Source organism: Pontibaca salina (assembly GCF_016307205.1).
Taxonomy (GTDB): Bacteria; Pseudomonadota; Alphaproteobacteria; order Rhodobacterales; family Rhodobacteraceae; genus Pontibaca; species Pontibaca salina.
The window spans coordinates 245,665-270,823 of sequence record NZ_JAEIJD010000001.1; the positions used below are offsets into that span (position 1 = coordinate 245,665).

At 60.7% G+C, this 25,159-nt stretch carries 24 protein-coding genes; 13 read left to right on the forward strand and 11 right to left on the reverse strand.

Annotated elements, in window-relative coordinates:
- Nucleotides 1-145 precede the first annotated feature (145 nt).
- Both JAO82_RS01315 and JAO82_RS01320 read left to right on the forward strand, forming a co-directional pair.
- Nucleotides 146-1,432: an acetyl-CoA C-acetyltransferase gene (locus JAO82_RS01315; protein ID WP_198684524.1), complete on the forward strand. Its 1,287-nt coding sequence runs from the start codon at nt 146-148 to the stop codon at nt 1,430-1,432.
- The gene (locus tag JAO82_RS01320) at nt 1,429-3,498 is read left to right on the forward strand and encodes a 3-hydroxyacyl-CoA dehydrogenase NAD-binding domain-containing protein (RefSeq protein WP_198684525.1); all 2,070 of its coding nucleotides are present in this window, start codon (nt 1,429-1,431) and stop codon (nt 3,496-3,498) included. Before JAO82_RS01315 ends, JAO82_RS01320 begins: the two co-directional genes overlap by 4 nt.
- Before the next feature lie 38 nt (nt 3,499-3,536).
- Here JAO82_RS01320 and JAO82_RS01325 read toward each other — a convergent pair whose 3' ends face one another.
- Entirely contained in the window at nt 3,537-4,793 is a 1,257-nt protein-coding gene (locus tag JAO82_RS01325) for a urate hydroxylase PuuD (RefSeq protein ID WP_198684526.1), read from the reverse strand.
- 95 nt (nt 4,794-4,888) lie between these two features.
- Here JAO82_RS01325 and JAO82_RS01330 point away from each other — a divergent pair, with 95 nt between their 5' ends.
- A complete protein-coding gene (locus JAO82_RS01330; protein WP_198684527.1) occupies nt 4,889-5,806 on the forward strand; it encodes a LysR family transcriptional regulator in 918 nt (305 codons plus the stop codon).
- 9 nt (nt 5,807-5,815) lie between these two features.
- On the opposite strand, the gene uraH is transcribed toward JAO82_RS01330, so the two are convergent.
- The gene (gene uraH / locus JAO82_RS01335) at nt 5,816-6,169 is read right to left on the reverse strand and encodes a hydroxyisourate hydrolase (protein ID WP_198684528.1); all 354 of its coding nucleotides are present in this window, start codon (nt 6,167-6,169) and stop codon (nt 5,816-5,818) included.
- 148 nt (nt 6,170-6,317) lie between these two features.
- Between uraH and puuE the strand changes: the two genes are divergently transcribed.
- On the forward strand, nt 6,318-7,727 hold the full coding sequence (gene puuE, locus JAO82_RS01340; RefSeq protein ID WP_198684529.1) for an allantoinase PuuE: 1,410 nt from the start codon (nt 6,318-6,320) through the stop codon (nt 7,725-7,727).
- Nucleotides 7,724-8,209, forward strand: a complete 486-nt coding sequence (locus JAO82_RS01345; RefSeq protein WP_198684530.1) for an ureidoglycolate lyase — start codon at nt 7,724-7,726, stop codon at nt 8,207-8,209. The genes puuE and JAO82_RS01345 overlap by 4 nt, the downstream gene beginning before the upstream one ends.
- Nucleotides 8,210-8,347: 138 nt before the next feature.
- On the opposite strand, the gene bhcD is transcribed toward JAO82_RS01345, so the two are convergent.
- From bhcD to bhcA, 4 genes are all read right to left on the reverse strand, one after another.
- Complete coding sequence (gene bhcD / locus JAO82_RS01350) at nt 8,348-9,313, reverse strand: iminosuccinate reductase BhcD (protein WP_198684531.1); 966 nt, start codon at nt 9,311-9,313, stop codon at nt 8,348-8,350.
- Nucleotides 9,314-9,378: 65 nt separating this feature from the next.
- Nucleotides 9,379-10,539: a 3-hydroxy-D-aspartate aldolase BhcC gene (gene bhcC, locus JAO82_RS01355; RefSeq protein ID WP_198684532.1), complete on the reverse strand. Its 1,161-nt coding sequence runs from the start codon at nt 10,537-10,539 to the stop codon at nt 9,379-9,381.
- Nucleotides 10,540-10,562: 23 nt separating this feature from the next.
- The gene (gene bhcB / locus JAO82_RS01360; RefSeq protein WP_198684533.1) at nt 10,563-11,543 is read right to left on the reverse strand and encodes a beta-hydroxyaspartate dehydratase BhcB; all 981 of its coding nucleotides are present in this window, start codon (nt 11,541-11,543) and stop codon (nt 10,563-10,565) included.
- Nucleotides 11,543-12,733 carry an L-aspartate--glyoxylate aminotransferase BhcA gene (gene bhcA / locus JAO82_RS01365; RefSeq protein ID WP_198684534.1) on the reverse strand — a complete coding sequence of 397 codons (1,191 nt, stop codon included), beginning with the start codon at nt 12,731-12,733 and terminating at the stop codon, nt 11,543-11,545. The genes bhcB and bhcA overlap by 1 nt, the downstream gene beginning before the upstream one ends.
- Nucleotides 12,734-12,903: 170 nt before the next feature.
- Between bhcA and bhcR the strand changes: the two genes are divergently transcribed.
- A complete protein-coding gene (gene bhcR / locus JAO82_RS01370) occupies nt 12,904-13,749 on the forward strand; it encodes an HTH-type transcriptional regulator BhcR (protein WP_198684535.1) in 846 nt (281 codons plus the stop codon).
- Between the two features lie 14 nt (nt 13,750-13,763).
- Here bhcR and JAO82_RS01375 read toward each other — a convergent pair whose 3' ends face one another.
- Nucleotides 13,764-14,594, reverse strand: a complete 831-nt coding sequence (locus tag JAO82_RS01375) for a bifunctional allantoicase/(S)-ureidoglycine aminohydrolase (protein ID WP_198684536.1) — start codon at nt 14,592-14,594, stop codon at nt 13,764-13,766.
- A gap of 119 nt (nt 14,595-14,713) precedes the next feature.
- Entirely contained in the window at nt 14,714-15,835 is a 1,122-nt protein-coding gene (locus tag JAO82_RS01380; protein WP_198684537.1) for a molybdate transporter family protein, read from the reverse strand.
- A 159-nt stretch (nt 15,836-15,994) separates the two neighbouring features.
- Here JAO82_RS01380 and JAO82_RS01385 point away from each other — a divergent pair, with 159 nt between their 5' ends.
- Genes JAO82_RS01385 through JAO82_RS01395 form a run of 3 tightly spaced genes read left to right on the forward strand, consistent with a single transcriptional unit; the run spans nt 15,995 to nt 18,322 of the window.
- Complete coding sequence (locus JAO82_RS01385) at nt 15,995-16,702, forward strand: ABC transporter permease (protein WP_198684538.1); 708 nt, start codon at nt 15,995-15,997, stop codon at nt 16,700-16,702.
- Nucleotides 16,703-16,712: 10 nt separating this feature from the next.
- A complete protein-coding gene (locus tag JAO82_RS01390) occupies nt 16,713-17,474 on the forward strand; it encodes an ATP-binding cassette domain-containing protein (protein WP_198684539.1) in 762 nt (253 codons plus the stop codon).
- Nucleotides 17,475-17,491: 17 nt separating this feature from the next.
- The gene (locus tag JAO82_RS01395; RefSeq protein ID WP_198684540.1) at nt 17,492-18,322 is read left to right on the forward strand and encodes an extracellular solute-binding protein; all 831 of its coding nucleotides are present in this window, start codon (nt 17,492-17,494) and stop codon (nt 18,320-18,322) included.
- 169 nt (nt 18,323-18,491) lie between these two features.
- Here JAO82_RS01395 and JAO82_RS01400 read toward each other — a convergent pair whose 3' ends face one another.
- Complete coding sequence (locus JAO82_RS01400) at nt 18,492-18,680, reverse strand: DUF6494 family protein (protein ID WP_198684541.1); 189 nt, start codon at nt 18,678-18,680, stop codon at nt 18,492-18,494.
- 147 nt (nt 18,681-18,827) lie between these two features.
- Between JAO82_RS01400 and dsbD the strand changes: the two genes are divergently transcribed.
- The 4 genes from dsbD to JAO82_RS14450 all read left to right on the forward strand — a co-directional run bounded on the left by dsbD (nt 18,828) and on the right by JAO82_RS14450 (nt 23,801).
- Nucleotides 18,828-20,600, forward strand: coding sequence for a protein-disulfide reductase DsbD (dsbD, locus tag JAO82_RS01405; RefSeq protein ID WP_198684542.1), 1,773 nt, complete (start codon nt 18,828-18,830; stop codon nt 20,598-20,600).
- Nucleotides 20,597-21,418, forward strand: a complete 822-nt coding sequence (locus tag JAO82_RS01410; RefSeq protein ID WP_198684543.1) for a TlpA disulfide reductase family protein — start codon at nt 20,597-20,599, stop codon at nt 21,416-21,418. Before dsbD ends, JAO82_RS01410 begins: the two co-directional genes overlap by 4 nt.
- Before the next feature lie 11 nt (nt 21,419-21,429).
- The gene (locus JAO82_RS01415) at nt 21,430-22,059 is read left to right on the forward strand and encodes a DsbA family protein (RefSeq protein WP_198684544.1); all 630 of its coding nucleotides are present in this window, start codon (nt 21,430-21,432) and stop codon (nt 22,057-22,059) included.
- A gap of 1,238 nt (nt 22,060-23,297) precedes the next feature.
- Nucleotides 23,298-23,801 (forward strand): mechanosensitive ion channel domain-containing protein, encoded by a 504-nt coding sequence (locus JAO82_RS14450; RefSeq protein ID WP_408635487.1) that lies wholly within the window; start codon nt 23,298-23,300, stop codon nt 23,799-23,801.
- A 25-nt stretch (nt 23,802-23,826) separates the two neighbouring features.
- On the opposite strand, the gene JAO82_RS01425 is transcribed toward JAO82_RS14450, so the two are convergent.
- Nucleotides 23,827-24,450, reverse strand: a complete 624-nt coding sequence (locus JAO82_RS01425; RefSeq protein WP_198684546.1) for a glutathione S-transferase family protein — start codon at nt 24,448-24,450, stop codon at nt 23,827-23,829.
- Nucleotides 24,451-24,564: 114 nt separating this feature from the next.
- Entirely contained in the window at nt 24,565-25,131 is a 567-nt protein-coding gene (locus JAO82_RS01430; RefSeq protein ID WP_198684547.1) for a L,D-transpeptidase, read from the reverse strand.
- Between the last annotated feature and the right edge of the window lie 28 nt (nt 25,132-25,159).

A 25,159-nucleotide genomic window follows, 5' to 3' on the forward strand; every position in this document is an offset into this window, starting at 1 on the left:
CCACCCAGCCGGGTTAACTCGGTGACACCGCGAACCCGTGAAAAGGAGCCCAAGTTGTCCCATCAAGCCCTGGCCGCCGCGCGGCCCCTCGAGCCGACCCAGACCGCCCGCCATTTGCTGCGTGCAACTGGGAAGGGGGAACAGTATGAAAGGCCGTCCGGTCTATCTGGTTGATGGGGCGCGCACGCCTTTTCTCAAGGCACGCGGTAAGCCCGGCCCGTTCAGCCCAGTCGATCTGGCGGTGCAGGCGGGACGACCGCTGTTATTGCGCCAGCCGTTCAAGCGCACCGCCTTTGATCTGTGCATTCTCGGCTGTGTCAACGTGATCGCGGACGAGATGAACCCCGCCCGTATCGCCGCGCTTCGTCTTGGGCTCGGCGAGGCGATGGTGGCCTTTACGGTGCAGATCAACTGCGGCTCCGGGATGCAAAGCATCGACACCGCATTTCGCTATATCCGTGACGGCAGCCACGATTTGATCCTTGCTGGCGGCACCGAGGCACTGAGCCACGCGCCGCTGGTGCTGCGCCAAGAGGCGGTGGAGTGGTTCGGAAACTTCAACACGGCCAAAGGGCCGCTTGACAAGGTTCGTACCTTGTCCGGGCTGCGGCCGGATTTCCTCAAGCCCGTGCTGGGGCTAGAGCGCGGGCTGACCGACCCGATCACCGACCTGAACATGGGCCAGACCGCCGAGGTGCTGACGCATCGTTTCTCCATCACCCGCAGCGCCGCCGACACCTATGCCATGAACAGCCACCATCGCCTCGCCCGTGCCCAGCGCGAGGGCTGGTTGAAGGGAGAGGTCATGCCAGTGTTTGACCGCGACGGTGGCGCGTATCTCTGGGATGATGGTGTGCGCCCGGACACTGACATCGAGGTTCTGGCGAAACTCGAACCCGCATTCGAAAAGCCATTCGGCAAGGTCACGGCGGGAAATTCCAGCCAGATCAGCGACGGGGCAAGCTGGGTGATCCTTGCCTCGGAACAGGCGGTGGAAGCGCACGGGCTGACACCCCTCGCGCGGATCATGGACAGCCAATGGGCCGCGCTCGATCCCTCGATTATGGGGCTGGGGCCGGTACTGGCCAGCCAGCCGATCCTGCAACGCCACGGCTTCAACCGCGCCGACATCGACCTTTGGGAGCTGAACGAGGCTTTCGCTGCGCAGGTTCTGGCCTGCCTTGCCGCGTGGGAGGACGCGAGCTTCTGCCGCGAGGTCCTGGGCATGGAAGGTGCGTTTGGTCGGATTGACCACGACCGCCTGAATGTCGATGGCGGCGCGATCAGCCTGGGCCACCCGGTTGGCACCAGTGGCAACCGTATCGTGTTGCACTTGGCACATGCCCTGAAACGGATGGATAAAAAGCGCGGCATCGCCACCGAATGTATCGGCGGCGGACAAGGCGGCGCGATGATGCTGGAGGTCGCATGACCGACGTTCTGAACCACCTTCCCGATCCCGCCGACCGCCACCCGCCGCACCCCGATGGCGTGACCACATGGCGAATGGGGCGCGATGACGAGAACATCGCTTGGCTGCTGCTGGATTGCCCCGATAGCGGCACCAACACGATCTCGCAAACCGTGCTAAGTGATTTGGATTACATCCTGGACGGGCTGGAACATGACCACCCTCGGGCGCTGGTGCTTCGCTCAGCCAAACCGGCGGGCTTTGCTGCGGGGGCCGATCTCACCATGATCGCTGATATGAGCGGCGACGATGCAACCAAGCTGTTGCGGCAGGGCCATGCGGTGCTGGATCGGCTTGCCGCGCTGTCCGTTCCGACTATCGCGGTGGTGCATGGTGCGGCCCTTGGTGCGGGGTTCGAGATCGCTCTGGCCTGCGATCACCGCATCGCCGTGGAAGGCGCGAGTTTTGGTTTTCCCGAGGTGCAGTTGGGGCTGCATCCGGGGCTGGGCGGCACGTTTCGGCTGACCGCGCTGATCAACCCCGCCGCGGCGATGAAAATGATGCTGACCGGTAAACCCGCCCATGACCGCAAAGCAAAAGCATTAGGCATCGCCGATGCGGTGGTGCCCGAACGCCATGTCGCAAGTGCGGTGCGCCTCGCCTGCGCAGACAAGCTGAAAACCGGCATGCAAGGATTGCGCGCCACCGCCATGCGCACCCAAGCCGCCCGCACGCTGGCGGTGCGCAAGATGCGCAGCAAGACGGAAGAACGCGCGCCTCGCGATCACTATCCGGCCCCCCACGCGCTGATTGATCTTTGGGAGGAAAACGCCACTGACGCTAAGGCGATGCAGAAGGCCGAGATCGTGTCCTTCGCCAATCTTCTGAAAACCGACGCTGCAAAGAACTTGATCCGCATTTTCTTTTTGCGGCAAAATCTGAGGGCGCGTGCCAAGGGCGAGGATGGCATCGCCCATGTCCACGTCATTGGCGCCGGAGCGATGGGCGCCGAAATCGCGGCCTGGGCCGCGATAAGGGGCAAGCGCGTGACGCTGACCGATGTGAAACCGGAGCCGCTGGGTATGGCGGTGAAACGGGCTGTAAAAATCTGCCGCGAGAAACATCTCGACAAGATCGAAGCCCTTGCCGCGCTTGACCGGCTGATGCCTGATCCAGATGGCATCGGTTCTGCCCATGCCGATCTGGTGATTGAGGCGGTGCCGGAGAACCCCGAGCTCAAAGTGAAAATCTATGCGGATTTGGCAAAGCGGATGAAAAATGACGCGATCCTTGCCACCAACACCTCGTCGCTGCGACTGGCCGCTCTTGCGGGCGCGGTTGCCGATCCGGCGCAATTTGCGGGGCTGCATTTTTTCAACCCGGTCTCGCGAATGAAGCTGGTCGAGGTGGTCGCGCATGAGCGCTCCAGCCGCAAGGTTCTGGATCGGTTGCATGCTTTCTGCGGGGCCATCGACCGTTTGCCCGCGCCGGTACGCGACGATCCCGGCTTCCTCGTTAACCGCGTCCTCATGCCCTATCTGATGGAAGGGATGCTGCTGCTGGATGAGGGTCACCCGAAAGAAGTGATCGACGCCGCAGGCCTGCGTTTCGGCATGCCAATGGGACCGCTTGCGCTGGCCGATCAGATTGGGCTGGATATCTGTCTGGACGTGGGCGAAAATTTGAAAGCATCGCTCGACAAACCCCTGGCCGACGTGCTGCAACGCCTGCGCGACAAAGTGGAAAGCGGCGATACCGGGAAGAAGGCCGGTCAGGGTTTCTACGACTGGTCGGTTGGCACCCCGCGTCCCGATACCGACCGTACGATTCCCCACAGCATGACTGACCGGCTGATCCTGCCGCTGTGCGACGCAGCGATGGAATGTCTGCGCAACAAGGTGGTTGCGGATGCGGATACGTTGGACGCCGCCGTGATCTTCGCCACCGGCTTTGCGCCATTCCGGGGTGGGCCGTTACAATATGCCCGCAAGCGCGGCCCCGATCAAATCACCCGCATTCTGCGCGAATTGGCGGCGAAACACGGCGACCGCTTTATCCCCGACGAAGGCTGGACGCGGTTCGCCTGACCGGGACAACCTTCAGAAACTTGGCCCTTGCGCAAGTGTCAGGGGCTCAGATGGGCGACCCTGCCCACATTGGCGGCGCGAAACCATCGGATGATGGTCGCGCGCTCATCAGCTTCGATATGGGTGAGGTTGGCCGGTGGCATCGCGCGACTTATTCCGGCCTGAAGATAGATCTGCCGGGCCTCGCGCGCAATATCGGCGGCAGTTTCCAGATACACCGCTTTTGGTGCCCAGCGAATGCCGTCCCAAAATGGGTCGCGGGCATGACACATCGAACAGCGGCCCAGAACGATATCATGGACCTCGTCAAAGCCTTCGGCGCTTGCGTAACGCTGTTCATAGGGCGTCAGTTGCTGCATCTCGACTCTGTCATGCTCCCCGTCCCATGTGGAGGCGGTCGAAAGCCAGGCGATGATGATGAACAAAATCGCCGTGGCCGCCCACGTCCATGACGGCCCCTTGCCGGTGGCATGCAAGGTGTTGAAATAATGCCGGATCGTCACCCCGGTCAGGAATATCAGCGCGGCAATGATCCAATTATATTCCGTCGCAAAGGCGAGCGGATAGTGGTTAGACAGCATCAGAAACACCACCGGCAACGTGAGATAGTTGTTATGCGTGCTGCGCAGCTTGGCGATCTTGCCGTATTTCGGATCGGGGGTGCGACCTGCCTGCAAGTCTTGCACCACGATGCGCTGGTTTGGCATGATGATGAAGAACACGTTGGCTGTCATGATCGACGCGGTGAAGGCGCCCAGATGCAACAATGCGGCGCGCCCAGTAAAGACCTGATTATAGCTCCATGACATCGCCACAAGGACGATGAACAGCAACAGCATCAGCATTGTGGGTCGCTCGCCCAATGGCGATTTACACAGGAAATCATAGCAGATCCAGCCGAGTGTCAGCGAGCCGGCGGAAATTGCGATGGCCTGCCAGACTGCCAGATCTGCCTTGGAGGGATCGATCAGGAACAGCTCGGCCCCTGCCCAATAGACAATCATCAGCAGCGCGGCCCCCGAAAGCCATGTCGAATAGCTTTCCCATTTGAACCACACCAGATGCACGGGCAGGTTTTCTGGCGCCACCAGATATTTCTGGATGTGATAGAACCCACCGCCATGCACCTGCCACTCTTCGCCATGAGCTCCGACCGGCAGATGCGGCGCCTTCTTCAGGCCCAGATCCAGCGCAACGAAATAGAACGAGGACCCGATCCACGCGATGGCGGTGATAACGTGCAGCCAGCGCACCGCGAAGGCCAGCCAATCCCACATGATTGCCAGATCATACATCAGCTATCCCCCCGCGCTTTCGTCTGAGACTATCCAATACGACGTTATCATACTATATTTGACACTCAGCAAAGAGCGTCAAAAAAAGCCGGACAATGTCCTATTTCAATAATATCCGAACATTTGTGCGCATCTACGAACTGGGCAGCATGTCGGCAGCGGCGCGCGACCAGCGCATATCGCCAGCGGTTGCATCGGCCCGCATCGCCCAGCTTGAGACTTATCTCGACGTCCGGCTGTTCCAGCGCACCACGCGCAGCCTGACCCCAACCGAACAGGGGCGGATCTTTTACGATGGCGCAGCCCGCGTGCTCGAAGCGGTCGCGGAAGCCGAGGCCAGAGTCGGTGAGGTCACCGAAAACCCGCGCGGAACATTACATATCGCGGCGCCTTTGGGGGTCGGGCGGCGCCTGATCGCGCCGCATATGCCAGACTTTGCCCAAGCCTATCCGCTGGTGGACGTCCGGCTGCGACTCAGTGACCGCAAGCTGGACCTGACCGCCGAGGGGCTGGATATCGCGTTTTTCCTGGGCCGCCCGACGGATTCCAACCTGCGCATCCGCAAGATTTCGGAATGCCGCCGCATTCTTTGCGCCAGCCCCGCCTATATTGCGGCCCATGGCCACCCCAGACGCGCGAGCGAGATCGAGCGCGGGCAGCACAATTGCCTAAACCTGCGCTTTCCCGGCGCGAGCGAGTTTCAATGGGAGCTGGAAACCGAAGATGGCCCGCGCAAGTTCGACGTCCGTGGTCGCCTTGAAAGCGACGACGGCGATGTACTGACCGACTGGGCGTTGAATGGTGTCGGGATCGCGATGAAACCAGTTTTTGAAATTGCCGACCATCTGCGCTCGGGCGCGCTGGTGCATGTGGTTGAGGAAACGCCGCCCCTGCCGGTGCAGATGGCGGTGCTTTATACGCATCGCCGATTTCAAGACCCTAAGGCGCGGCTGTTCATGGAGTTCATGATAAACCGCATGGCCGACGCGTTGGCCGACACGCAGATCGGCTGACAGGTCGGCTTAACTGCCGCGATAGGTGGAATAGCCAAATGGCGACAGCAGGAGCGGCACATGGTAATGCGCCGCTTCGGACATGCCAAAACGCAACGGCACAAGATCAAGGAACCGGGGGCTGTCGGCGCTGACCCCGAAGCGATCCAGATAATCGCCGCAGTGAAACACCAACTCGTAAACGCCGATCTGAAACTCGCTTTCCGGTAGGATATGCTGATCGGTGCGTCCGTCGGCATTGGTCACCAATGTGCGCAGCGCGACGCGTTTGTCGCCGTCAATGCGAAACAACTCAATTTGCAGCCCCTCGGCGGGGCAGCCCCGTGCCGTGTCCAACACATGTGTCGTCAGAGACCCGCCCATATTGCACCCCTTTTGGTTGTTGATGTGTCAGGATGCGACGACATTATGGAAAACAGAAGCCCGCATTTCATGACAATGTATTGGGTTTTTATTGATAATCAGACGTTAATTTCTGCTTTATCATGACGCTAGGACAAGGAGAACGCAAATGAACCGGTATCCCCGCGACATGCACGGATATGGCGAAACCCCACCCGATCCGAAATGGCCGGGTGGCGCAAAGATCGCGGTGCAGATCGTCGTCAATTATGAAGAGGGCGGCGAGAACAACACGCTGCATGGCGATTATGCCTCAGAGGCGTTTCTATCAGAGATCGTCGGCGCGGCACCGTGGCCGGGGCAGCGGCACTGGAACATGGAATCAATCTATGAATATGGCGCGCGGGCCGGATTCTGGCGATTGCATCGCTTACTCAAGGACATCCCTATTACCGTCTATGGCGTCGCCACGGCACTGGCGCGGTCCCCGTCGCAGGTGGAAGCGATGCAGCAGGCCGGTTGGGAAATCGCCAGCCACGGCCTGAAATGGATCGAATACAAGGATACCGATCCCAAAGTGGAAGCCGCCGACATGGCCAAGGCGATCCGCCTGCATAGCGAGGTCACCGGCCGGCCGCCGCGCGGCTGGTATACGGGCCGCTGTTCCGCCAATACGGTGCGGCTGGCGGCCGAGACCGGGCAATTTGCCTATGTTGCCGACAGCTATGCTGATGATCTGCCCTATTGGGTCGAAATCGGTGACCATGATCAACTGATCGTGCCCTATACGCTGGACGTCAACGACATGCGCTTTGCCACGCCCCAAGGGTTCAACGCGGGTGATCAGTTCCTCGACTATCTCAAGGCCAGCTTTACCGCGCTTTACCGCGAGGGGCTGGAAGGCGCGCCCAAGATGATGTCGATCGGCTTGCATTGCCGTCTGATCGGGCGACCGGGACGGATTGAGGCATTGCGCGAGTTTCTGGAATTCGCACAAAGCCATGATGACGTCTGGTTTGCCACCCGCGAGCAGATCGCCGACCACTGGGCCAAGGTCCACCCGCACCAACGCCGCGAGCGGCCCAGCCGGATCGAGCTGGCTGAGTTCGTTGAGCGATATGGCAGCATCTTTGAACACTCCCCCTGGGTTGCCGAAGCAGCGCACGTGTTAGAACTTGGCGCTGCGCACGATACCGCCATCGGGTTGCACAACGCGCTGTGCCGTGTGTTCCGCGCCGCCCCGGAGGACCGTCGCCTTGCCGTGCTGACCGCCCATCCGGACCTTGCCGGCAAGCTGGCGCAGGCCAAGCGCCTGACCGCCGAAAGCACCTCAGAACAGGCGGTGGCGGGTTTGGACGCCCTGACCGATCAAGAACGCGCGAGCTTCACCGATCTGAACGAGCGCTACATGGCGAAACACGGCTTTCCCTTCATCATCGCGGTGCGCGATCATGACAAGGCCAGCATCTTAGATGCGTTTCGCCGCCGCATCGACAACGACCGCGACACCGAATTTACCGAAGCCTGCCGTCAGGTCGAACGCATCGCCCTGCACCGCCTGAAGGATCTATTGCCATGACCCATATACTTCATACCGCTCCGCTGACCGCCACCGCCTTCGCCCCATATGGCGATGTGCTTGCAGCCGAGGACGCCCCTGACAAGCTGATCAATCAGGGACTTTGCGGACGCCATCACGATCTCGCAAAACTCGATTTTGGCGACGGGCGCGCCGGGATCAGCCTGTTTGATGCCCAAGAACGCGCGCTGCCCTTCACCCTCGATATGATGGAACGACACCCCGAGGGCAGCCAAGCCTTTGTGCCGATGCAGCGCAACCCGTTTCTTGTGGTCGTTGCGCCTGACCAAAACGGCGCTCCGGGCACGCCTCTGGCGTTTCTGGCGCAGCCCGGTCAGGGTGTGAACCTGCACCGCAATGTCTGGCACGGTGTTTTATGCCCGCTGAACGGCCCCGGCCTATTCGCGGTGATTGACCGGATCGGAGACGGGACCAATCTCGAAGAACACTGGTTCGAGACACCTTGGATCATCGAACGCTAAAATCGCACGAAAGAGATTGTCGAGAAACGGCCAAGGGCAGCGAACGCCTGGCCGTTTCTTTTTCCGCCATGGATACTGGCAGATATTCTGCCGCGCCGGCGGGCTATATGGATGGCCGCAACTAGGTCGCGGCCCGCATCAGATTTCCACCTCGGTGGCGACGCCTTGCTCGACCGCCAGATCCACGACAGCCGCCGCGACCGCCAGATCCTGCAGCCCAACGCCGGTGCCGTCGAACAGCGTAATCTCATCGTCCGAGCTGCGCCCCACGTGCTTGGCGTTGATGACCGCACCGAGCTCGGTGATGTCCTCGGCCCGGATCGTCTGGTCACCGATCGCATGCTGGCATTCGCCAATCGATATCGATTGCGCGACTTCGTCGGTGAACACCGTCGCTTGGCCGATCAGCGCGCTCTCGACCTCTTGCTTGCCTTTGGTATCGGTGCCCATACAGGCCACATGGGTTCCCGGCTTTACCTGCGCTGCGCTGAGGATCGGATCGAAGCTGGATGTAATGGTCACGATCACATCGCTGACCGCGCCCAATTCGTCCAGTGTAACCGACTCAAACGCCAGCCCCATTTCATCCGCCACAGCGCGCAGCGGCTCAACCTTATCCGCGGTGCGGTTCCAGGCCACGATCCGCTCGAACGGGCGCTGCTCGGCCACCGCGCGCAATTGGTAAGCCGCCTGATGGCCTGCCCCCACGATGCCCAACACACGGGAATCTTCACGTGCCAGATGCGCAACCGACACCGCCGAAGCCGCCGCCGTACGCAGCGCAGTCAGCAGGTTTCCTCCAACCACCGCGCGGCATTGCCCGGTATCCGCATCGAACAGGAAAATGGTGGACTGGTGGTTCGTCAGCCCCTTTGCCGCGTTTCCGGGCCAATATCCGCCCGACTTAAGGCCAAGGTTCAGCGCTGCCCGGTCAAAGCCGGACTTGAACCCGTAAAGCGCATCGGCGTGACCGATTGCCTCCCGCACCACGGGGAAGTTATAGGCACTGCGCGCCGCCATTGACGCAAAGACCTCTTCGACCGCTGTAAAGGCCGCGTCTCGCGTCATCAGATTTGCAATTTCTTTTTCGGGTACGATAATCATCTACGATTACCCTTTCTTTATATTCGCCGGAGCGTGCGTTGCCGCACGCCCCGTTTTTATCGAGATCAAAACACCTTGCCGCGCGCCGAAACCGGCCACAGGGTTTCAACCTTGCCGCCGCGCACGCCGACATAATAGTCGTGGACGTTACAAGTCGGGTCGCAATGACCAGGCACGAGGCGCAGCTTTTCGTTGATCTTCAGCACGCCGTCTTTGTCTTCAACATTGCCATGCTCATCGGAACACTTGATGTATTTGACATCGTCGCGACCATAGATGAACGGCAATCCGCTATCGACCGACTGCGCTTTCAGACCCGCATCCACGATGGCCAATTGTGGCTTGGCGTGGCTCATCACCGATGTGAGGATGAACAACGCATTTTCCCACTCACCCTGATCGATCCGGTTGCCCTCTGCATCGTGAATACGGCCATAATCCGCATCCATGAAGGCATAGGAGCCGCACTGCAATTCATTGTAGACGCCCGAATTGCTTTCGAAGTAATAGCTTCCGGTGCCGCCGCCCGAGACGAATTGCGGCTCCAGCCCTTCAGCTTTCAGCCCTTCAATCGCGTCCGTGACCTGCGCGATAGCGGCATCCAGCTTGGCTTTGCGGTCCTCATAGCTGTCCATGTGCTGCATCGCGCCCTGATAGGCCTGCAACCCGGTGAACTTCAGCCCTTCGGCCGCGTCGATCGCCTTGGCAATTTCCACAACTGCAGATGTGGTCGTCACGCCGCAGCGTCCGGCGCCGCAGTCGATTTCGACATAGCAATTGATTGTCGTGCCATGTTTCTGCGCTGCGGCCGAAAGGTCTGGCACATTGGTCACATCATCCACGCAAACGGTGATGATCGAGCCCATTTTGGGCAGCCGTGCCAAACGGTCAATCTTGGCGGGATCACGGACTTGGTTCGACACCAGAACGTCCTTGATGCCGCCGCGCACGAAGACTTCGGCCTCGGAGACCTTCTGGCAGCAGACGCCGACAGCGCCGCCCAGTTCTTCCTGCAATTTCTGCACGTCCACGGATTTGTGCATCTTGCCATGGCTGCGGTGGCGCATTCCGTGGGCCTTGGCGTAATCGCCCATCTTCTTGATGTTGCGCTCCAGCGCATCAAGATCGAGGATCAGGCAGGGCGTCTGAATATCAGCCTCGTCCATGCCGGGCACGGCGGGAACGTCAAAACCGACTTCCAACTCGCTATAATCTAGATCTTTCATAACTTTCTCCATTGGTTCAGAGTTCACTGCGCCATCCACGGCAACCGCATCAGATCGACATTGCCGCCGGTCAGTATGACGCCCACGCGCTTGCCTGCGAAAACGTCGGGATTTTTCAAGATCGTGGCCAGCGGCACCGCGCTGCTGGGTTCGATCACGATCTTCATGCGCTTCCAAGTCAGCAGCATCGCATCGATGATTTCCTGCTCGCTTGCGGTCAGGATGTCGCTAACATGTTTGCTGACAAACTGCCATGTCAGGTCTTTCAGCGGCACCTTTAGCCCGTCGGCCACGGTTTCGGGCGCATCATCAGCGATGATATACCCGGCGCGGAAACTGCGCGCCGCGTCATCGGCCTGTTCGGGCTCTGCGGCGATGATCTTCACCTCCGGCGCAAGATTGGAAAGGGTCAGACAGGTGCCCGAAATCATTCCGCCGCCACCGATTGGGGCCATCACGATATCGGGCGCACCACCAAAATCCTCCATCTGCTCCAGCAATTCGCGCGAACAGGTCCCCTGCCCCGCGATCACGCGCGGATCATTATAGGGATGCACAAAATCGCTGCCGGTTTTCGCCTGTACCTCGGCGAATACCGCCTCGCGCGAGGTGGTCGAGGGCTCGCATTCGGTGATGATGCCGCCATAGCCACGCACTGCATCTTTCTTGGCTTGCGGTGCCGTGTGCGGCATGACCACGTTGCAGGGAATACCCCGCTGCCCCGCCGCATAGGCCAGCGATAGCGCATGGTTCCCGGAAGAATGGGTCGCCACCCCCTTGCTGGCCTGCTCGTCCGACAGCCCAAACACTGCATTCGAGGCGCCGCGCACCTTGAACGCACCGGCCTTCTGCAAGTTCTCACACTTGAAGAACATTTCACACCCTGCCAGCGCGTTCAGGTGGCTGGACGTCAGCACCGGCGTGCGGTGGATATGCGGCCGGACACGATCATGCGCTGCCAGCATGTCTTCGAAGGTAGGGATGTACATCGGCCTGTCGGTCATTACGCTACTGCCTTTTCTGCTTTGCTTGAGCCGTGGCGGTAATATTCCTGAGCTGCCGCGACGCCCGAGCCCAATTTCACATTCAGTCCCAGATCGACCATGACCATTTCCGCCACGCCCAACCCCGAGAGCATCATCGCGTCAGTCAGGCTGCCCAGGTGGCCGATGCGGAACACCTTGCCCGCAACCTCGCCCAAGCCAACCCCAAAGGCCATGCCGTATTCGTTGGCGGCGCGGGTCACGATATCGGTGGCATTGAACCCCTCGGGCGTGCGGATGGCTGTCACCGTATCGGAATACAGATCGGGCGACTGCGCGCACAATTCCAGCCCCCAGGCAGCGGCGGCACGGCGCACACCTTCGGCAATGCGGTGGTGACGGTCAAACACATTGTCCAACCCCTCGTCTCGCAACATGTCGAGCGACAGCTTCAAGCCATTCATCAGGCCAAACGGCGGCGTGTACGGATAACCATTATTGGCATAGCCCTGCGCCATATCACCAATATCCAAAAAGGTGCGCGGCAGGGCAGCACTCTGACTGGCTTTCATTGCCTTGTCGCTGAAACCAATGATGGCAAGACCAGCGGGCAGCATAAACCCCTTTTGCGAGCCCGTAACGGCCGCATCCACGCCCCACTCATCGAAACGGAAATCCATTGACGCGATGGAACTCACGCCATCGACGAACAGCAGCGCCGGATGGTTCGCGGCGTCGAGCGCCGCGCGCACGGCGGCGATGTCGGATTTGACGCCGGTCGCGGTTTCGTTATGGGTGACCAGAACGGCCTTGATCTTATGATCTCGGTCGCTTTTCAGGATCTCTTCGTATTTATCGGCAGGCAGCCCAGCACCCCAAGGGGTTTCGACAACCCGCACATCCAGCCCATGGCGCTGGCACATGTCGATCCAGCGGTGGCTAAACATGCCGTTGCGCGCGGCCAAGACTCCGTCGCCCGGCGATAGCGTGTTGGTCAGCGCGGCTTCCCAACCGCCGGTGCCCGTCGCGGGCAAGATGAAGATATGCGCAGAATCAGATTTCAGGACCTCGCGGACACCTTCGAGACAGGGGTGCAGGATCGCACCAAACTGCGGCGAACGGTGGTCGATCGTGGGCATGTCACACGCCTTGCGCAACACCTCGGGCATATTGGTCGGGCCGGGAATGAATACCGGATTCTGAAGGCTCATCGTTATCTCCATCGGACAGTTTCCCTTATATACTAGCGCCCCGCGCCAATCCGGGCAATTTTTTTGAAATTGTTTTTCATTTTTTGGAATTTCGGAAAAGTAGTGCATTGTCAAACGGTTAGGTTTTTCATATGGTGAAACACGATTTCAACACTCCAAGGGAAGATTCAATGGAACGCCATAGCACGCCTGATGAACCCGAACGCAGACCGCGTGGCAGACCCCGCGCCTTTTCGCAAAGAACTGAACAGAACACGATCAAATCTCTGGATCGCGCACTCGTGGTTTTGGCCCGGTTGGCTCAGGTCGAAAGCGCTTCTCTAAGCGAGTTGGCCCAGTCGCTGAACGAGTCGCCCGCAACACTTTATCGGGTGCTGACCACCTTTGCCCTGCACGATATCGTCGAGCACGAGGAATCAACGCAGACCTGGCAAATCGGAGCGAACGCATTCCTGATCGGCTCGGTTTTCTTGCGACGCACCAGTTTGGTTGATCGCAGTCGCCCGATCCTGCGCGCCCTGATGGAGCGCACCGGAGAGACCGCGAATCTTGGCGTCAAGAACGAGGACGCAGTGCTGTTTCTTTCGCAAGTGGAAACCCACGCGCCGATCCGGGCGTTCTTTGCCCCCGGCACCCTGTCGCCCCTACACGCCTCGGGAATTGGCAAGGTGCTGCTGGCCCATGCGCGCCCCGAATTGCTGGAGCGTTTTCTCTCGGCAAACCTAGAACAGTTCACTCCGCATACCCTCTGGGAACGCGACGCCCTCCGCGCCGATTTGGAAAAGGTTCGCGCGCGCGGCTACTCGGTCGATGATCAGGAGCGCAATATGGGGATGCGTTGCATTGCCGCCCCAATCCGCAATGCCCATGACGAAGTCATTGCCGGGCTTTCGGTCTCCGGCCCGATCACCCGTGTGCTAAGCGAAGAGGTTGCAACACTGGCTGACGCGGTGATTGAGGCCGCAGATGCGGTTTCTGCGGCCATCGGCGCACCGCTCTCCCCACGCCCCGGCTGAGCGTGCGATCCGGATCATCTGCCCGGCGTCAGCTTCATGTGGCGGTTGACGTCCTTGTAAAGCAAATAGCGAAACCGCCCCGGCCCACCGGCATAACAGGCTTGCGGGCAAAAGGCGCGTAACCACATGTAATCGCCCGCCTCGACCTCGACCCAATCTTGGTTCAAGCGATAGACCGCCTTGCCTTCCAGCACGTACAGGCCGTGTTCCATCACATGTGTTTCCAGAAACGGAATGACCGCGCCGGGCTCGAAGGTGACGATATTCACATGCATGTCATGGCGCAGATCGTCCGGGTCGACAAACCGGGTTGTGGCCCATTTACCGTCGGTTTCTGGCATCACAACGGGTGTAATGTCCTGTTCGTTCAACACCAGCGGCTCAGGCCGATCCAGCCCTTTGACTGCCTCATAGGTTTTTCGCACCCAATGGAACCGGGTCACCGCGCCGCTGTCATTGCTCAATGTCCAATCGGCACCGGCGGGCAAATAGGCATAGCCGCCTTCGTCCAGTGCATGGGTTTTGCCATCAATCGTCAGGGTAAAACCACCCTCGACCACAAACAGTACGCCCTGCGCGTCCGCATCGGTCTCAGGCTGAGCGCTGCCGCCGCCCGGCTGCACCTCCATGATATAATGCGAGAACGTCTCGGCAAAACCGCTCAGCGGACGCGCAAGAACCCACAGACGGGTCTGATTCCAGAACGGAAGCAAACTGGTCACGATATCGCGCATCGTGCCTTTGGGGATGACCGCATAGGCATCGGTGAACACGGCACGGTCGGTCAGCAATGTGTGCTGGTCGGGATGCCCCCCGGTCGGCGCGTAATAGCTTGGCTTGGTCATGGTTGGTCCTTTATGTGGTCTTGTGAATCCTTCCACGAAAAGGATGGGCGGTTAAGACGGTAAATCCATGAAGGATTATTTGGAACGTTTTGATAATTCGCTCGACTATATTGGTCGGATCAACAATCCCCGCTTTCCGCCCGGCGTCCGCGCTTGATATGAACGCGTATTGTCTCGGCCAGAAGGCCCGCAATCAGACCCGCGAACGCACCGAAAAAGAAGGTGACCACTGCCGCGCAGCCGATCACCGGACGGCAATCGGGGCGCGCATCGAACATGCGACGACTAAGCACCAGATCGGCGGCGGCATAGAGCAGCAGCGCCCCCACCACCGGCAGCGGGATCCGCATCAGCCAATCCATGACCTTCGGCCCGGCCAAGGCTCCGGCCCCACACAATAGCGCCAGCAGGAGCGGCGCTGCTGCCCCGCGGGCACCAAAGCGGTGATGTGCTGTGACTCCCCCCGCCCCGTGACACATCGGCAGGGCTCCTAAAGGCACGAATATCAGGTTCAGTATGCCAGTTGTTGCCGCCAGACGCCGCTCGCTGACACGCGCAGCATGGTTGGGATAAAGCGCACGGGCAACAGCCGCTGTCACCACCACGGCATTCAGCAAGGTCAGCGGCAATTGCGCGGCAATGCCCGAGACGATGAAGCCAAGCGCGCTGCCGCCCTGCGCCACGATCACCTGCGATGCCGGGATCTGCGCCGGACCCAGCAACACTGCCGCGATCAGCACCACTGGCACCCACGGCCCGCGCGGCGCAATCAGCGACAGCGCCAGCACCGCCAGCGCTGGGACCGCAAGCCCCCAGTGCTGTGCCATCAGTCCCAGCGCAACCCACCCCAGAATCAGCCCCAGCCCCGCTTGCAACCCGGTGATAACCGATTGCGGAATTGCCCGCGCCGCGTTCGCGAACCGCGCATTCGACGCAAACAACAGCAGCGCCAATCCGATGGCCGCGCCCGACCATGCGATCTCCGATACGCCCAGCCCTCCGGCAATGATCATGGCGCCCAGCGCCTTCATCGGCTGCACCGCTATCGGCACCCGATAGATTAGCGCCACCATCGCATAGCCAGCGGCAAAGCCTAAGAAAACCGGCGCGGGCATCAACACTCCCGCCCCGACGATGGCGACCACATAGGGCAGAAAAGTGCCCAGATCGCCAAACGATCCGGAAATTTCTCCGCTGATCGCGCGCAATCGGTGCTGTTGTATCTCTGGGCGTTCTGTCATTGGTAGCTGGGCAACCTGTCATGGCTCGCCACCTATCCTTGCATGTCCAGCGCCGGCGGAAAAGCCAGCCGACAGTGGTGCCGGAAGGGGCGAATCGGGGATGGAATATCCCATTCAATGTAGTAGATTTTCAGTCAACTAACGAACGGAAGGGCAGATATGGAGAGCTTCACGGCGATCCTGGCGGAAGCTTTGGGCTTGATTCTGTCGGGTGACCAGGCAGTGATCGACATTGTTCTGCTGTCGCTGCGGGTGACGCTGACTGCGGTAGTGCTGGCCTGTCTCATTGGCCTGCCGTTGGGCGCGATGGTTGGTGCGTTCCGCTTTCCGCTGCGCACTGCGGTGATTGTGACCATGAATACCATGATGGGGTTGCCGCCGGTGGTCGTGGGGTTGGTCGTCTACCTGATGCTATCCGCTGCGGGGCCACTGGGGCCGCTGGCCCTTCTTTACACGGCGACGGCGATGGTTATCGCCCAGACCATTCTCGTTACCCCCATCGTTGCTGCCCTGACACGTCAAGTGGTCGAGGATCTGAATGAGGAATATGCTGAACAGTTCGCGTCAATGGGCATCGGGCCGGTGCGGCGGATCATGGCGCTGCTGTGGGATGCGCGCTATAGCCTGTTGACGGTGGCACTGGCCGGGTTTGGACGCGCGGCAGCCGAGGTCGGGGCGGTGATCATTGTGGGGGGCAACATCAACCACGTCACCCGAGTCATGACCACGACCATTGCGCTTGAAACTTCCAAGGGCAATCTGCAATTGGCGCTGGCGCTGGGCCTTGTCCTGCTGGTGATCGCCGTGGTGGTGAACGGGCTGGTCTATGCGATCCGGGGTTCGGCGACGAGAGCAGCCTATGCATGATCCCGCGCCAATGCCAGAGGTACAGAACGACGAGGAAGTTCCGCTTCTTGGCGCGCAGAGGCTCGGCTTTTCGGCGGGCAGTCAGCGCCTGATCCGCGACATTGATCTGACAATTCGCGCAGGCAGCCGCACCGTCATCATGGGCGCGAACGGCTCCGGCAAGAGCCTGCTATTGCGCCTATTGCACGGCCTTATACCGCCGACCGAAGGGCACGTCGAATGGTGCGAGCGTCCGCTGGACACAGCGGCGCGCAACGAACAGGCGATGGTATTCCAGCGCCCGGTCATGATGCGCCGCTCGGTCGCGGCCAACCTGCGCTTTGCCTTGTCCGCGCGCGGCATCCGCGGTGCTGAACGCGCCGCGCGCGAAGCCGAGGCAATCGCGTCAGCGCGCCTTGAACACTTGGTCAATCGACCCGCCCGCGTGCTGTCGGGAGGCGAACAGCAGCGGCTGGCGATGGCGCGGGCACTGGCCTGCGCACCACGGCTGCTGTTTCTTGATGAGCCGACCGCCAGCCTCGACCCGGCTTCGACCCATGCCATCGAACAGATCATCGATCAGGCACATGATGATGGCGTGACCATCGTGCTAGTCACTCATGACGCCGGGCAGGCGCGCCGCATGGGGCAGGATCTGGTATTTCTCGATGCCGGGCGGATCGTGGAAACCGGCCCGGTCGCGCAGGTTCTTGACGCTCCAAGCTCGGCCGCCGCGCAGGCTTGGCTCGGTGGTCGACTGTATCTCGATCCAACTCACTCAAGCCAAACCTGAACCACAAGGAGTTTATTATGTTCAGACGCAGTTTCTTCGGCGTTGCCGCCGCCGCATTGACGGCTTTAGGGCTTGGAGAGCCAGCAACGGCGCAGAGTGATTTTATCATTGTCCAATCCACCACATCGACACAGAATTCGGGTCTATTCGACTACATCTTGCCGAAGTTCACCGACAACACCGGAATCGAAGTCCGCGTCGTCGCTGTGGGCACTGGGCAGGCGATCCGGAACGCCCGCAACGGTGACGGCGATGTTCTGCTGGTCCACGCCAAGCCCGCTGAAGAGAAGTTCGTGGCCGACGGGCAAGGAGTCAGCCGCGCCGATGTGATGTATAATGACTTCGTCATCGTTGGCCCGGCATCCGACCCCGCCAAGGTCGCAGGGATGTCCGATGCGGTTGCCGCCCTGAGCAAGATCGCCGAGACGCAAGCGACCTTTGCCTCGCGCGGAGATGACAGCGGCACCCATAAGGCCGAGCTGCGCCTTTGGGACGAGGCCGGTGTCGATGCCACCGCCGCCTCGGGCGACTGGTATCGCGAAACCGGCTCGGGGATGGGGGCAACGCTGAATACCGGAACCGGCATGAACGCCTATATCTTGACCGACCGCGCGACCTGGATCAGCTTTGGCAACAAAGGTGATTATGATATTTTGGTCGAGGGCGACCCAACATTATTCAACCAATATGGTATTATTCTGGTGAACCCCGAAAAGCATCCGAACGTGAAGGCCGAGCAAGGTCAGAAATTCATTGACTGGATGCTCTCCGAAGAAGCGCAGAATGCCATCGCTTCATTCGAGGTGGACGGGCAGAAACTGTTTTTCCCGAATGCTGATAAAGGCTGACTGAACATGGATATCGGCGGCATCACGCACCCGCTATCGGCCCGGAACGATGCTGCCGGTAGTCTGGCGGTGGCGATCCAGTCGGGACAGTGATGCTGCCGAATACGGGTCGCCATTCTTGCGCCCGGCAACCAGGCAGACCGATAGCCGGCATATTTGCGGGTCAGAATCAGCCTTTGATCGTGCCGGTTACTTCATGCTCCAGATCCAGTTCCTTAATCGTGACCACCGCGCGGACCGGGAATTCCTTGCCGTCGACGTCACCCGCTTCGCGCATTGCTTCCTCGATTGCCTGCTGCGAGGTTACGCCCACCTGTTTGAGGAACTTGCGCATCGACATGTTGAAACTTTCGCTCATTCTCTTCTCCTTTTGCTGTTTCCGACCGCATGGCCAGCCGCACCACGAGGGGCGTGCAACCATATTCCGACTCAATTTCGGTGAATGCAACTCTTGCGGCGATCACCGCTTAAGATTGGCTTAAGCCACAGACGGCAAGCCGCGCGCATGACACAATCCGCATCCTCCCCCCTGCCCCCGCTCTTGCGCCTGTTTCTGGTGGCGCTCTTTGCTCTGCTCTGGACCGGCGCGGCGCTGGCGCAATCGAGCTGGAGCCGCCCCGCCGCGCCCCTGCCGGTGGCCGAAGCGTTGCAGCTTGACGTGACCGAGAGCGTGGATGGGCGGCGCCTGCTGACATGGCGGATCGCCAAGGGGTATTATCTCTATCGCGACTATCTCGCCGCTGAAACCGCCGACGGTGAAAAGCTGAATCTGGATACCCCGCCCGGCACGGTTAAGGACGATCCCACCTTCGGCACCGTCGAGGTATATTTCGACTCGGTGCAGGCGTTTTTGCCCGCTGCTTCGGGCCCGATCACGATCACCTATCAGGGCTGTCAGGATGGCGGCATTTGCTATCCCCCGGTGACCGAGACGCTGGCCGCGCTGGAAACCGCCGCACAGCCGGCACAATCTCTGACATTGGCGCAGGACCAAAGCGGCCTGGATGGGCTGCAAGCACGCGGCGGGACGCTCTTGGTGTTTGCGGGTTTCCTCGGCTTCGGTCTGCTTCTGGCCTTCACGCCCTGCGTCTTCCCGATGGTGCCGATCCTTGCCGGACTGCTGGCCAGTCAGGGCGAGACCCTGAACGCACGACGCGGCGCGATGTTGTCGGGAGCCTATGTTCTGGCAATGGCCGCGGCCTTCGGCCTGCTCGGCGTCGCAGCAGCGTGGTCAGGGCAGAACCTGCAGATGGTGCTGCAATCGCCGGCAGCAATCTGGACCGTCGCGGCTATTTTCGTGCTATTGGCGCTGTCGATGTTCGGGCTGTTCGAAATCGGCCTGCCCACGGCTTGGACCAACCGGCTGTCTTCGGTCGGCGCGGCGCGGCGCGGCACATTGGCCGGCGCTTGGGCGCTTGGGTTTACCTCGGCATTGATCGTCGGCCCCTGTGTCACTGCACCGCTGGCGGGCGCTTTGCTTTACATCGCGCGGACTGGCGATCTCGCGCTTGGCGCGGGGGCGCTGTTTGCGCTTGGCCTTGGGCAAGGTATTCCGCTGCTGATCGCGGGCACGTTTGGCGCGCGCTATCTGCCCCGTGCGGGCGGGTGGATGGATGGGGTAAAGCGGGTTTTCGGTTTTGTTTTTCTGGGCATGGCGCTCTGGCTGGCCGGGCGTCTGCTGGACGGGCCGCTGATTCTGGCGCTTTGGGCCGCGCTGCTGGTGGCTGCCGGCATTTTCGCAGGGGCGATGGATCTGCTGCCGGCGGAGACGGGACCGCTGCGGCGGATGCTGAAAACGGGCGGTGTTCTGGCGCTGCTGGCCGGGGCGATCATGGCTTTCGGCGCGGCGCTTGGCGGCACCGATCCGTTGCGCCCGCTGGCGCCATTGCTGGCACGGGGCGGGCCTGAAACGCCGCAAGACCAACTGACGTTCACCGAGGTGCGCGACAATGCGGCGCTGGATGCGGCACTGAGCAAAGCATCTGGCAACCCCGCGCTGATCTATGTGACTGCCGATTGGTGCGTTACCTGTCGCACCTTCGACCGGAAGATCTGGCCGGATCCCGATGTGCGGGCCGCGCTGGACGGCATGACGCTGATCGCCGCGGACCTCTCGACATTCGATGCGGCGGGGCAGAAACTGCTGGACCGTCTGGATGCGGTCGGCCCGCCGACTATGGTGTTCCTTGACCGCGACCGCCGCGAGACGCCCGGCACTAGAATCGTGGGCGATGCCTCGGCGGCGCGAGTCATATCGGCAGCCGGTACTCTGCGATGAACGCGGTGCAGGTCGGCCCTTTGGTCTTTGCCAATGGTCGCTTTATCGCCATCATCGCGATTATGGCATTCCTGCTGGCCAGCGAGCTCTTCGCCCGTTGGCGCAAATCGGACGCGCGGGCGATTCACCGCTGGGCGCTGGCCACGCTGCTGGGCTGGATCGTCGGTGCGCGGCTGGGATTTGTAGCGCTCAACCTTGATGCCTTCGTCGCGGCACCGCTGGATGCTTTCGCGGTCTGGCAAGGGGGGTTCCACCTGCGTGCCGGAGCCCTGACCGCTGCCGCCGTGCTGTTAATCGCCTTTCTGCGAAGTTCGCCTTCTGCCTTGCCCGTTGCCCTATCCGCACTTGTGGCAAGCGCTGCGGCGGGACTGACCGATCTGGCACTGCCCAATGGTTTGGACGGCCGGATTCCCGATATCACCCTTGCGGACATGACAGGCACACAGGTTTCGCTTAGCAACGATAGCGGCGAACCGGTGGTTTTGAACCTCTGGGCGACATGGTGTCCGCCCTGTCGGCGCGAAATGCCGATGATGATGGAAATCGCCGCTGCGCAGGACAACACAAAAATCATCTTCGCCAATCAGGGCGAAGACCCGGCAACCATTGCGCAGTTTCTGGCCATAGCAAATCTGCCGCAGGATGGCATTCTGCGCGACCCACAAAACGCCTTGATGCAAGAATTCGGCATGATCGGCTTGCCAAGCACGCTGTTTTTCGCTGCCGATGGCCAACTTGTCACGACACATACCGGCGAGATATCGCGCGCGTCACTCCTGCGTAAAATCGCCGATATCAGCCCGAACCCTCAGGAATAAGGAGAGTATTGATGTCCATATTGAACCGCAGAACCCTATTGGTCGGAGGATTGGCAACTGGCGGTGCGCTTGGCACAGGCGCTCTGCTGCTGTCAGGCGGTGCGCCCGCGGCGCAAGAACTTACGATTGACGATGTGCTGTTTGACCCGGCGAACCCGGTCTTGGGCAATCCCGACGGTGACGTGACCATTGTCGAGTTCTTCGATTACCAATGCCCCTATTGCAAATCCAACCACCCTGCCCTGAGCGAAACAGTAGCCGCCGATGGTAATATCCGGCTGGTGATGAAAGACTGGCCGATCTTTGGTGCGCCCTCGATCCGGGCCAGCCAATTGGTGCTGGGTGCAGCGGAAATCGGCGCTTACGAGAATGCGCTCAACGCGCTAATGGCCACTCAGGGGCGGCTGACCGAAAAAGCTATCGAGCAGACGCTGACCGAGGCCGGGCTGGATGTTGACGCACTGGACAAGGGCTATCGCGCCGAGCGCAGGAAATGGGACGGATTGATGGCGCGTAACGGCAATCAGGCGGCGCAACTGGGGATACGGGGCACACCCGCCTTCATCATCGGCACCACGATTTATTCCGGCGCGATGAGCGGCAATGATCTGAAACAGGCGGTGGCACAGGCACGCGGCTGATCCGCTCAATCCCGTGAGGGGAACCGCTGGCCCGCTTGCGGCGTTGCCAATGCATGAAGATGCTTCCCGCTCTCCTGCTGATGGCGCTGGTGTGTGTTTTTCTGCCGATGTCCGCGCAGGCGCAGGAGGAAGGGCAGACTTCCGCCTGGTACGAGGCCGAGACCATCGCCACCGGGCCGCGCGAAGGGGCCGAGGGGATCAATCGCCGCACCCCGCGGGAAACCGTGCGCAATTTCGTTCGGCTGACCGGAGCCGGCGACTATGACAGCGCCGCCGATTTCCTGAATCTGAGCGATTTGCCGCGTGCCGAGCAGGCCAAGCGCGGCCCCGATCTGGCGCGACAACTGGGGCTGGTGATCGAGCGGCAGCTCTGGCTGGACTGGAAAAACCTGTCGGCCCGTCCCGATGCAATGCTGGAAACCAGCGCCGCCAACCATCCGATGGCCGGGCAACCGCGCCGCGATATCGGGCTGAAGATGGTCGATCTCGACGGACAGGTCTATGAAATACGGCTGGGCCGGTACAAATCTGGAGATGCCGATCCGGTCTGGCTGTTCACCCCGCAGACCGTCGAGAACGTGCCCATCCTTTACGCCGCCTTCGGCCCCCGCGCGTTCGAATCCTATATCCCCGCGCCGCTGAAGCGCCATATGGGTGGCCTGCGGATCTGGGAATGGATCGCGCTTCCGCTGCTGTTGGGTCTGCTGTTGGCGCTGGGGTTCCTGATCAATCGCGGTATTCGCTGGCTGGGCGGCAAGGCCCAGCGCCCGATCCTGCGTCAGGCTGCGGCGCGGGCGCGGATACCGCTGGCGCTGGTGACGGTGGCGATTGCCGCGCAGTTTTTGCTGAAGTTGGGGGTCTCCTTTTCCGGCCCGGCCACCAATATCATTCGCCCCTTCCTGATCATCGTCATCGTGTCGGGCTTGGGCGTGACCGCGCTCAAAATCATCGATGCGGTGCTGGATCGGGTCACCATGCGCGTCATCGGCGAGATTGATGATACCCGCAGTCTGGACGAACGCGAGCTTTACACCTCGATCTACGCATTGCGGCGAATTGTGGTACTGGTCATGGTGGCGGTGGCGATCACCGTGATCCTGCTGCGCCTCAACCTGTTTGAATCGCTCGGCATGACCTTGCTGGCCTCGGCCGGGGTGGTGACGGTGCTGTTGGGCATTGCCGGTCAGGCGGTGCTGGGCAACATCATGGCATCGCTGCAAATCGCATTGGCCAAGCCGGTGCGCATCGGCGACAGTGTGCTGTTTGAAGGTCACTGGGCCTATGTCGAAAGCATCTTCTATACCTTCCTGCGCCTGCGCACCTGGGACGAGCGCCGGATCATCGTGCCGGTCAAATATTTCGTGTCCCAGCCCTTCGAAAACTGGTCGGTCAAGGATGCTCGGGTGATGAAGACGATCACCTTGTTTCTGGATCATCGCGCCGATGTGGCGGTGCTGCGAGACGTCTTCCTAGAGCTGGCCAAACAGGATGAAGGCGTGATCGATCATGAATCTCTCGCTGCCAATGTCACCGAACATATGCCGCACGCTCAGGAAGTTTCGTTCTTCGCGATGTCGCCGGACCCATCGACCGGCTGGACCACGGCAATGCGTCTGCGCGAAGGGCTACTGGATTATGTGCGCACCCATCATCCGGATTGGTGGCCGCGCGAGCGCGTCGATGCCGAAACCCAAGAGGTCGCCGCCCTTTCTGCACCGCACAGTCGCAAAGCGACGCGGTGAAACCAACCGCGCCTTCGGGGTCGGCTCAGGTTAAGCTGCCGAAATGATATTCATGCACCGGCTTGATCGCCGGAAGCGTCTTTACCTTTTGCGCGATATTCGCGATGCGCGGAAAATGCTTGCGCATGTGCTCATCGTCGGCTTCCCACTGCACCAGCATCCAGAGATATATATCAAGTACCGAGAATTGCCGCCCCATGAACCAAGGCCCGGTGCTGGAGATTTCGTTCATCACCTCCCAATGCCGGTCCAGATGATCCCGGGTCGCGGCGCGCACCGGTTCGGGGTCGCCGGTGGTGTAATGTTCGGGGAAATCGCGCCGCAAATAGCCCTCGTAAAGATTCACGGCGGCGAAATTTAGCCAGCGAATCATCTGGAAATGCGCCGAGCTGGACAGGGCCGGCGCGATGTCTGCCTCCGGATGCATATTGGCAAGACAAAGCAGCGTCGCGGCGCTTTCGGTCAGCACGCTGCCATCGTCCAGAACCAGCGTGGGCACCTCGCCGCGCGGGTTGATGGCCAGAAACCAGTCCTTCTGGGTTTCACTCTCCTGATTTTCGATCTCGATAATCTCGACCGGAGCGCCGATCACGGCCAGCGTTGCACGGACGCAGGAACCACCGCTGCCCTTGCTGTCAAAAAATCTCATGCCTGTTCCTTTGCATTCGCATCAGCGCGTGGGGCGGCATTGTCAGGGAGGAACGGGCCGAGGTCAAACCTTGCGATGCGCAAAAGCTGCCCCAAAAACGGGACAGCCGACCAATCATATGATCCGCACTTGTGCACCAATCGGGGTGATCGCGTATAATTCCTCGATCTGTTCATTATAGAGACCGATGCAGCCATCCGAGGCCAGCCGCCCGATCTTGCGATCGTCATGGGTGCCATGCATCAAGTAAGCAGGCCAAGTGAAATACATTGCATGGGTGCCGAGCGGGTTATCGGGACCGGGTGGCATGTACTTAAGCTCGGGGTTGCGCTCGATCATGCTGGCGGTCGGCGTCCAGTCGGGGCCAACCCGTTTGCGCACGATCTTGGTATATCCGCGTTTGGTCAATTCTTCGCTGATCGGCACCGAGGTCGGATAAACCCGGTAATCGGATCCGTCCCCGCTCCAGAAATGCACGGCGCGCGATTGCGTGTCACAAACCAGCGTGGCCTTGCCCAGATCATCGAAATGATCCTGCCAGTCTTGCATCCGGAAGCTGGATGCGTTGCGGCGCACGCCCTCAAGCGGTGTTTCCGCCCGCACCAGTGCGGGCATCGCCAATCCTGCTGTGCCTGCAGCAGCAAGCGTGAGAAAGCCACGCCGAGTATGTATAAGCTTCATTTATCTGCTCTCCTTCCTGCCCTTATCT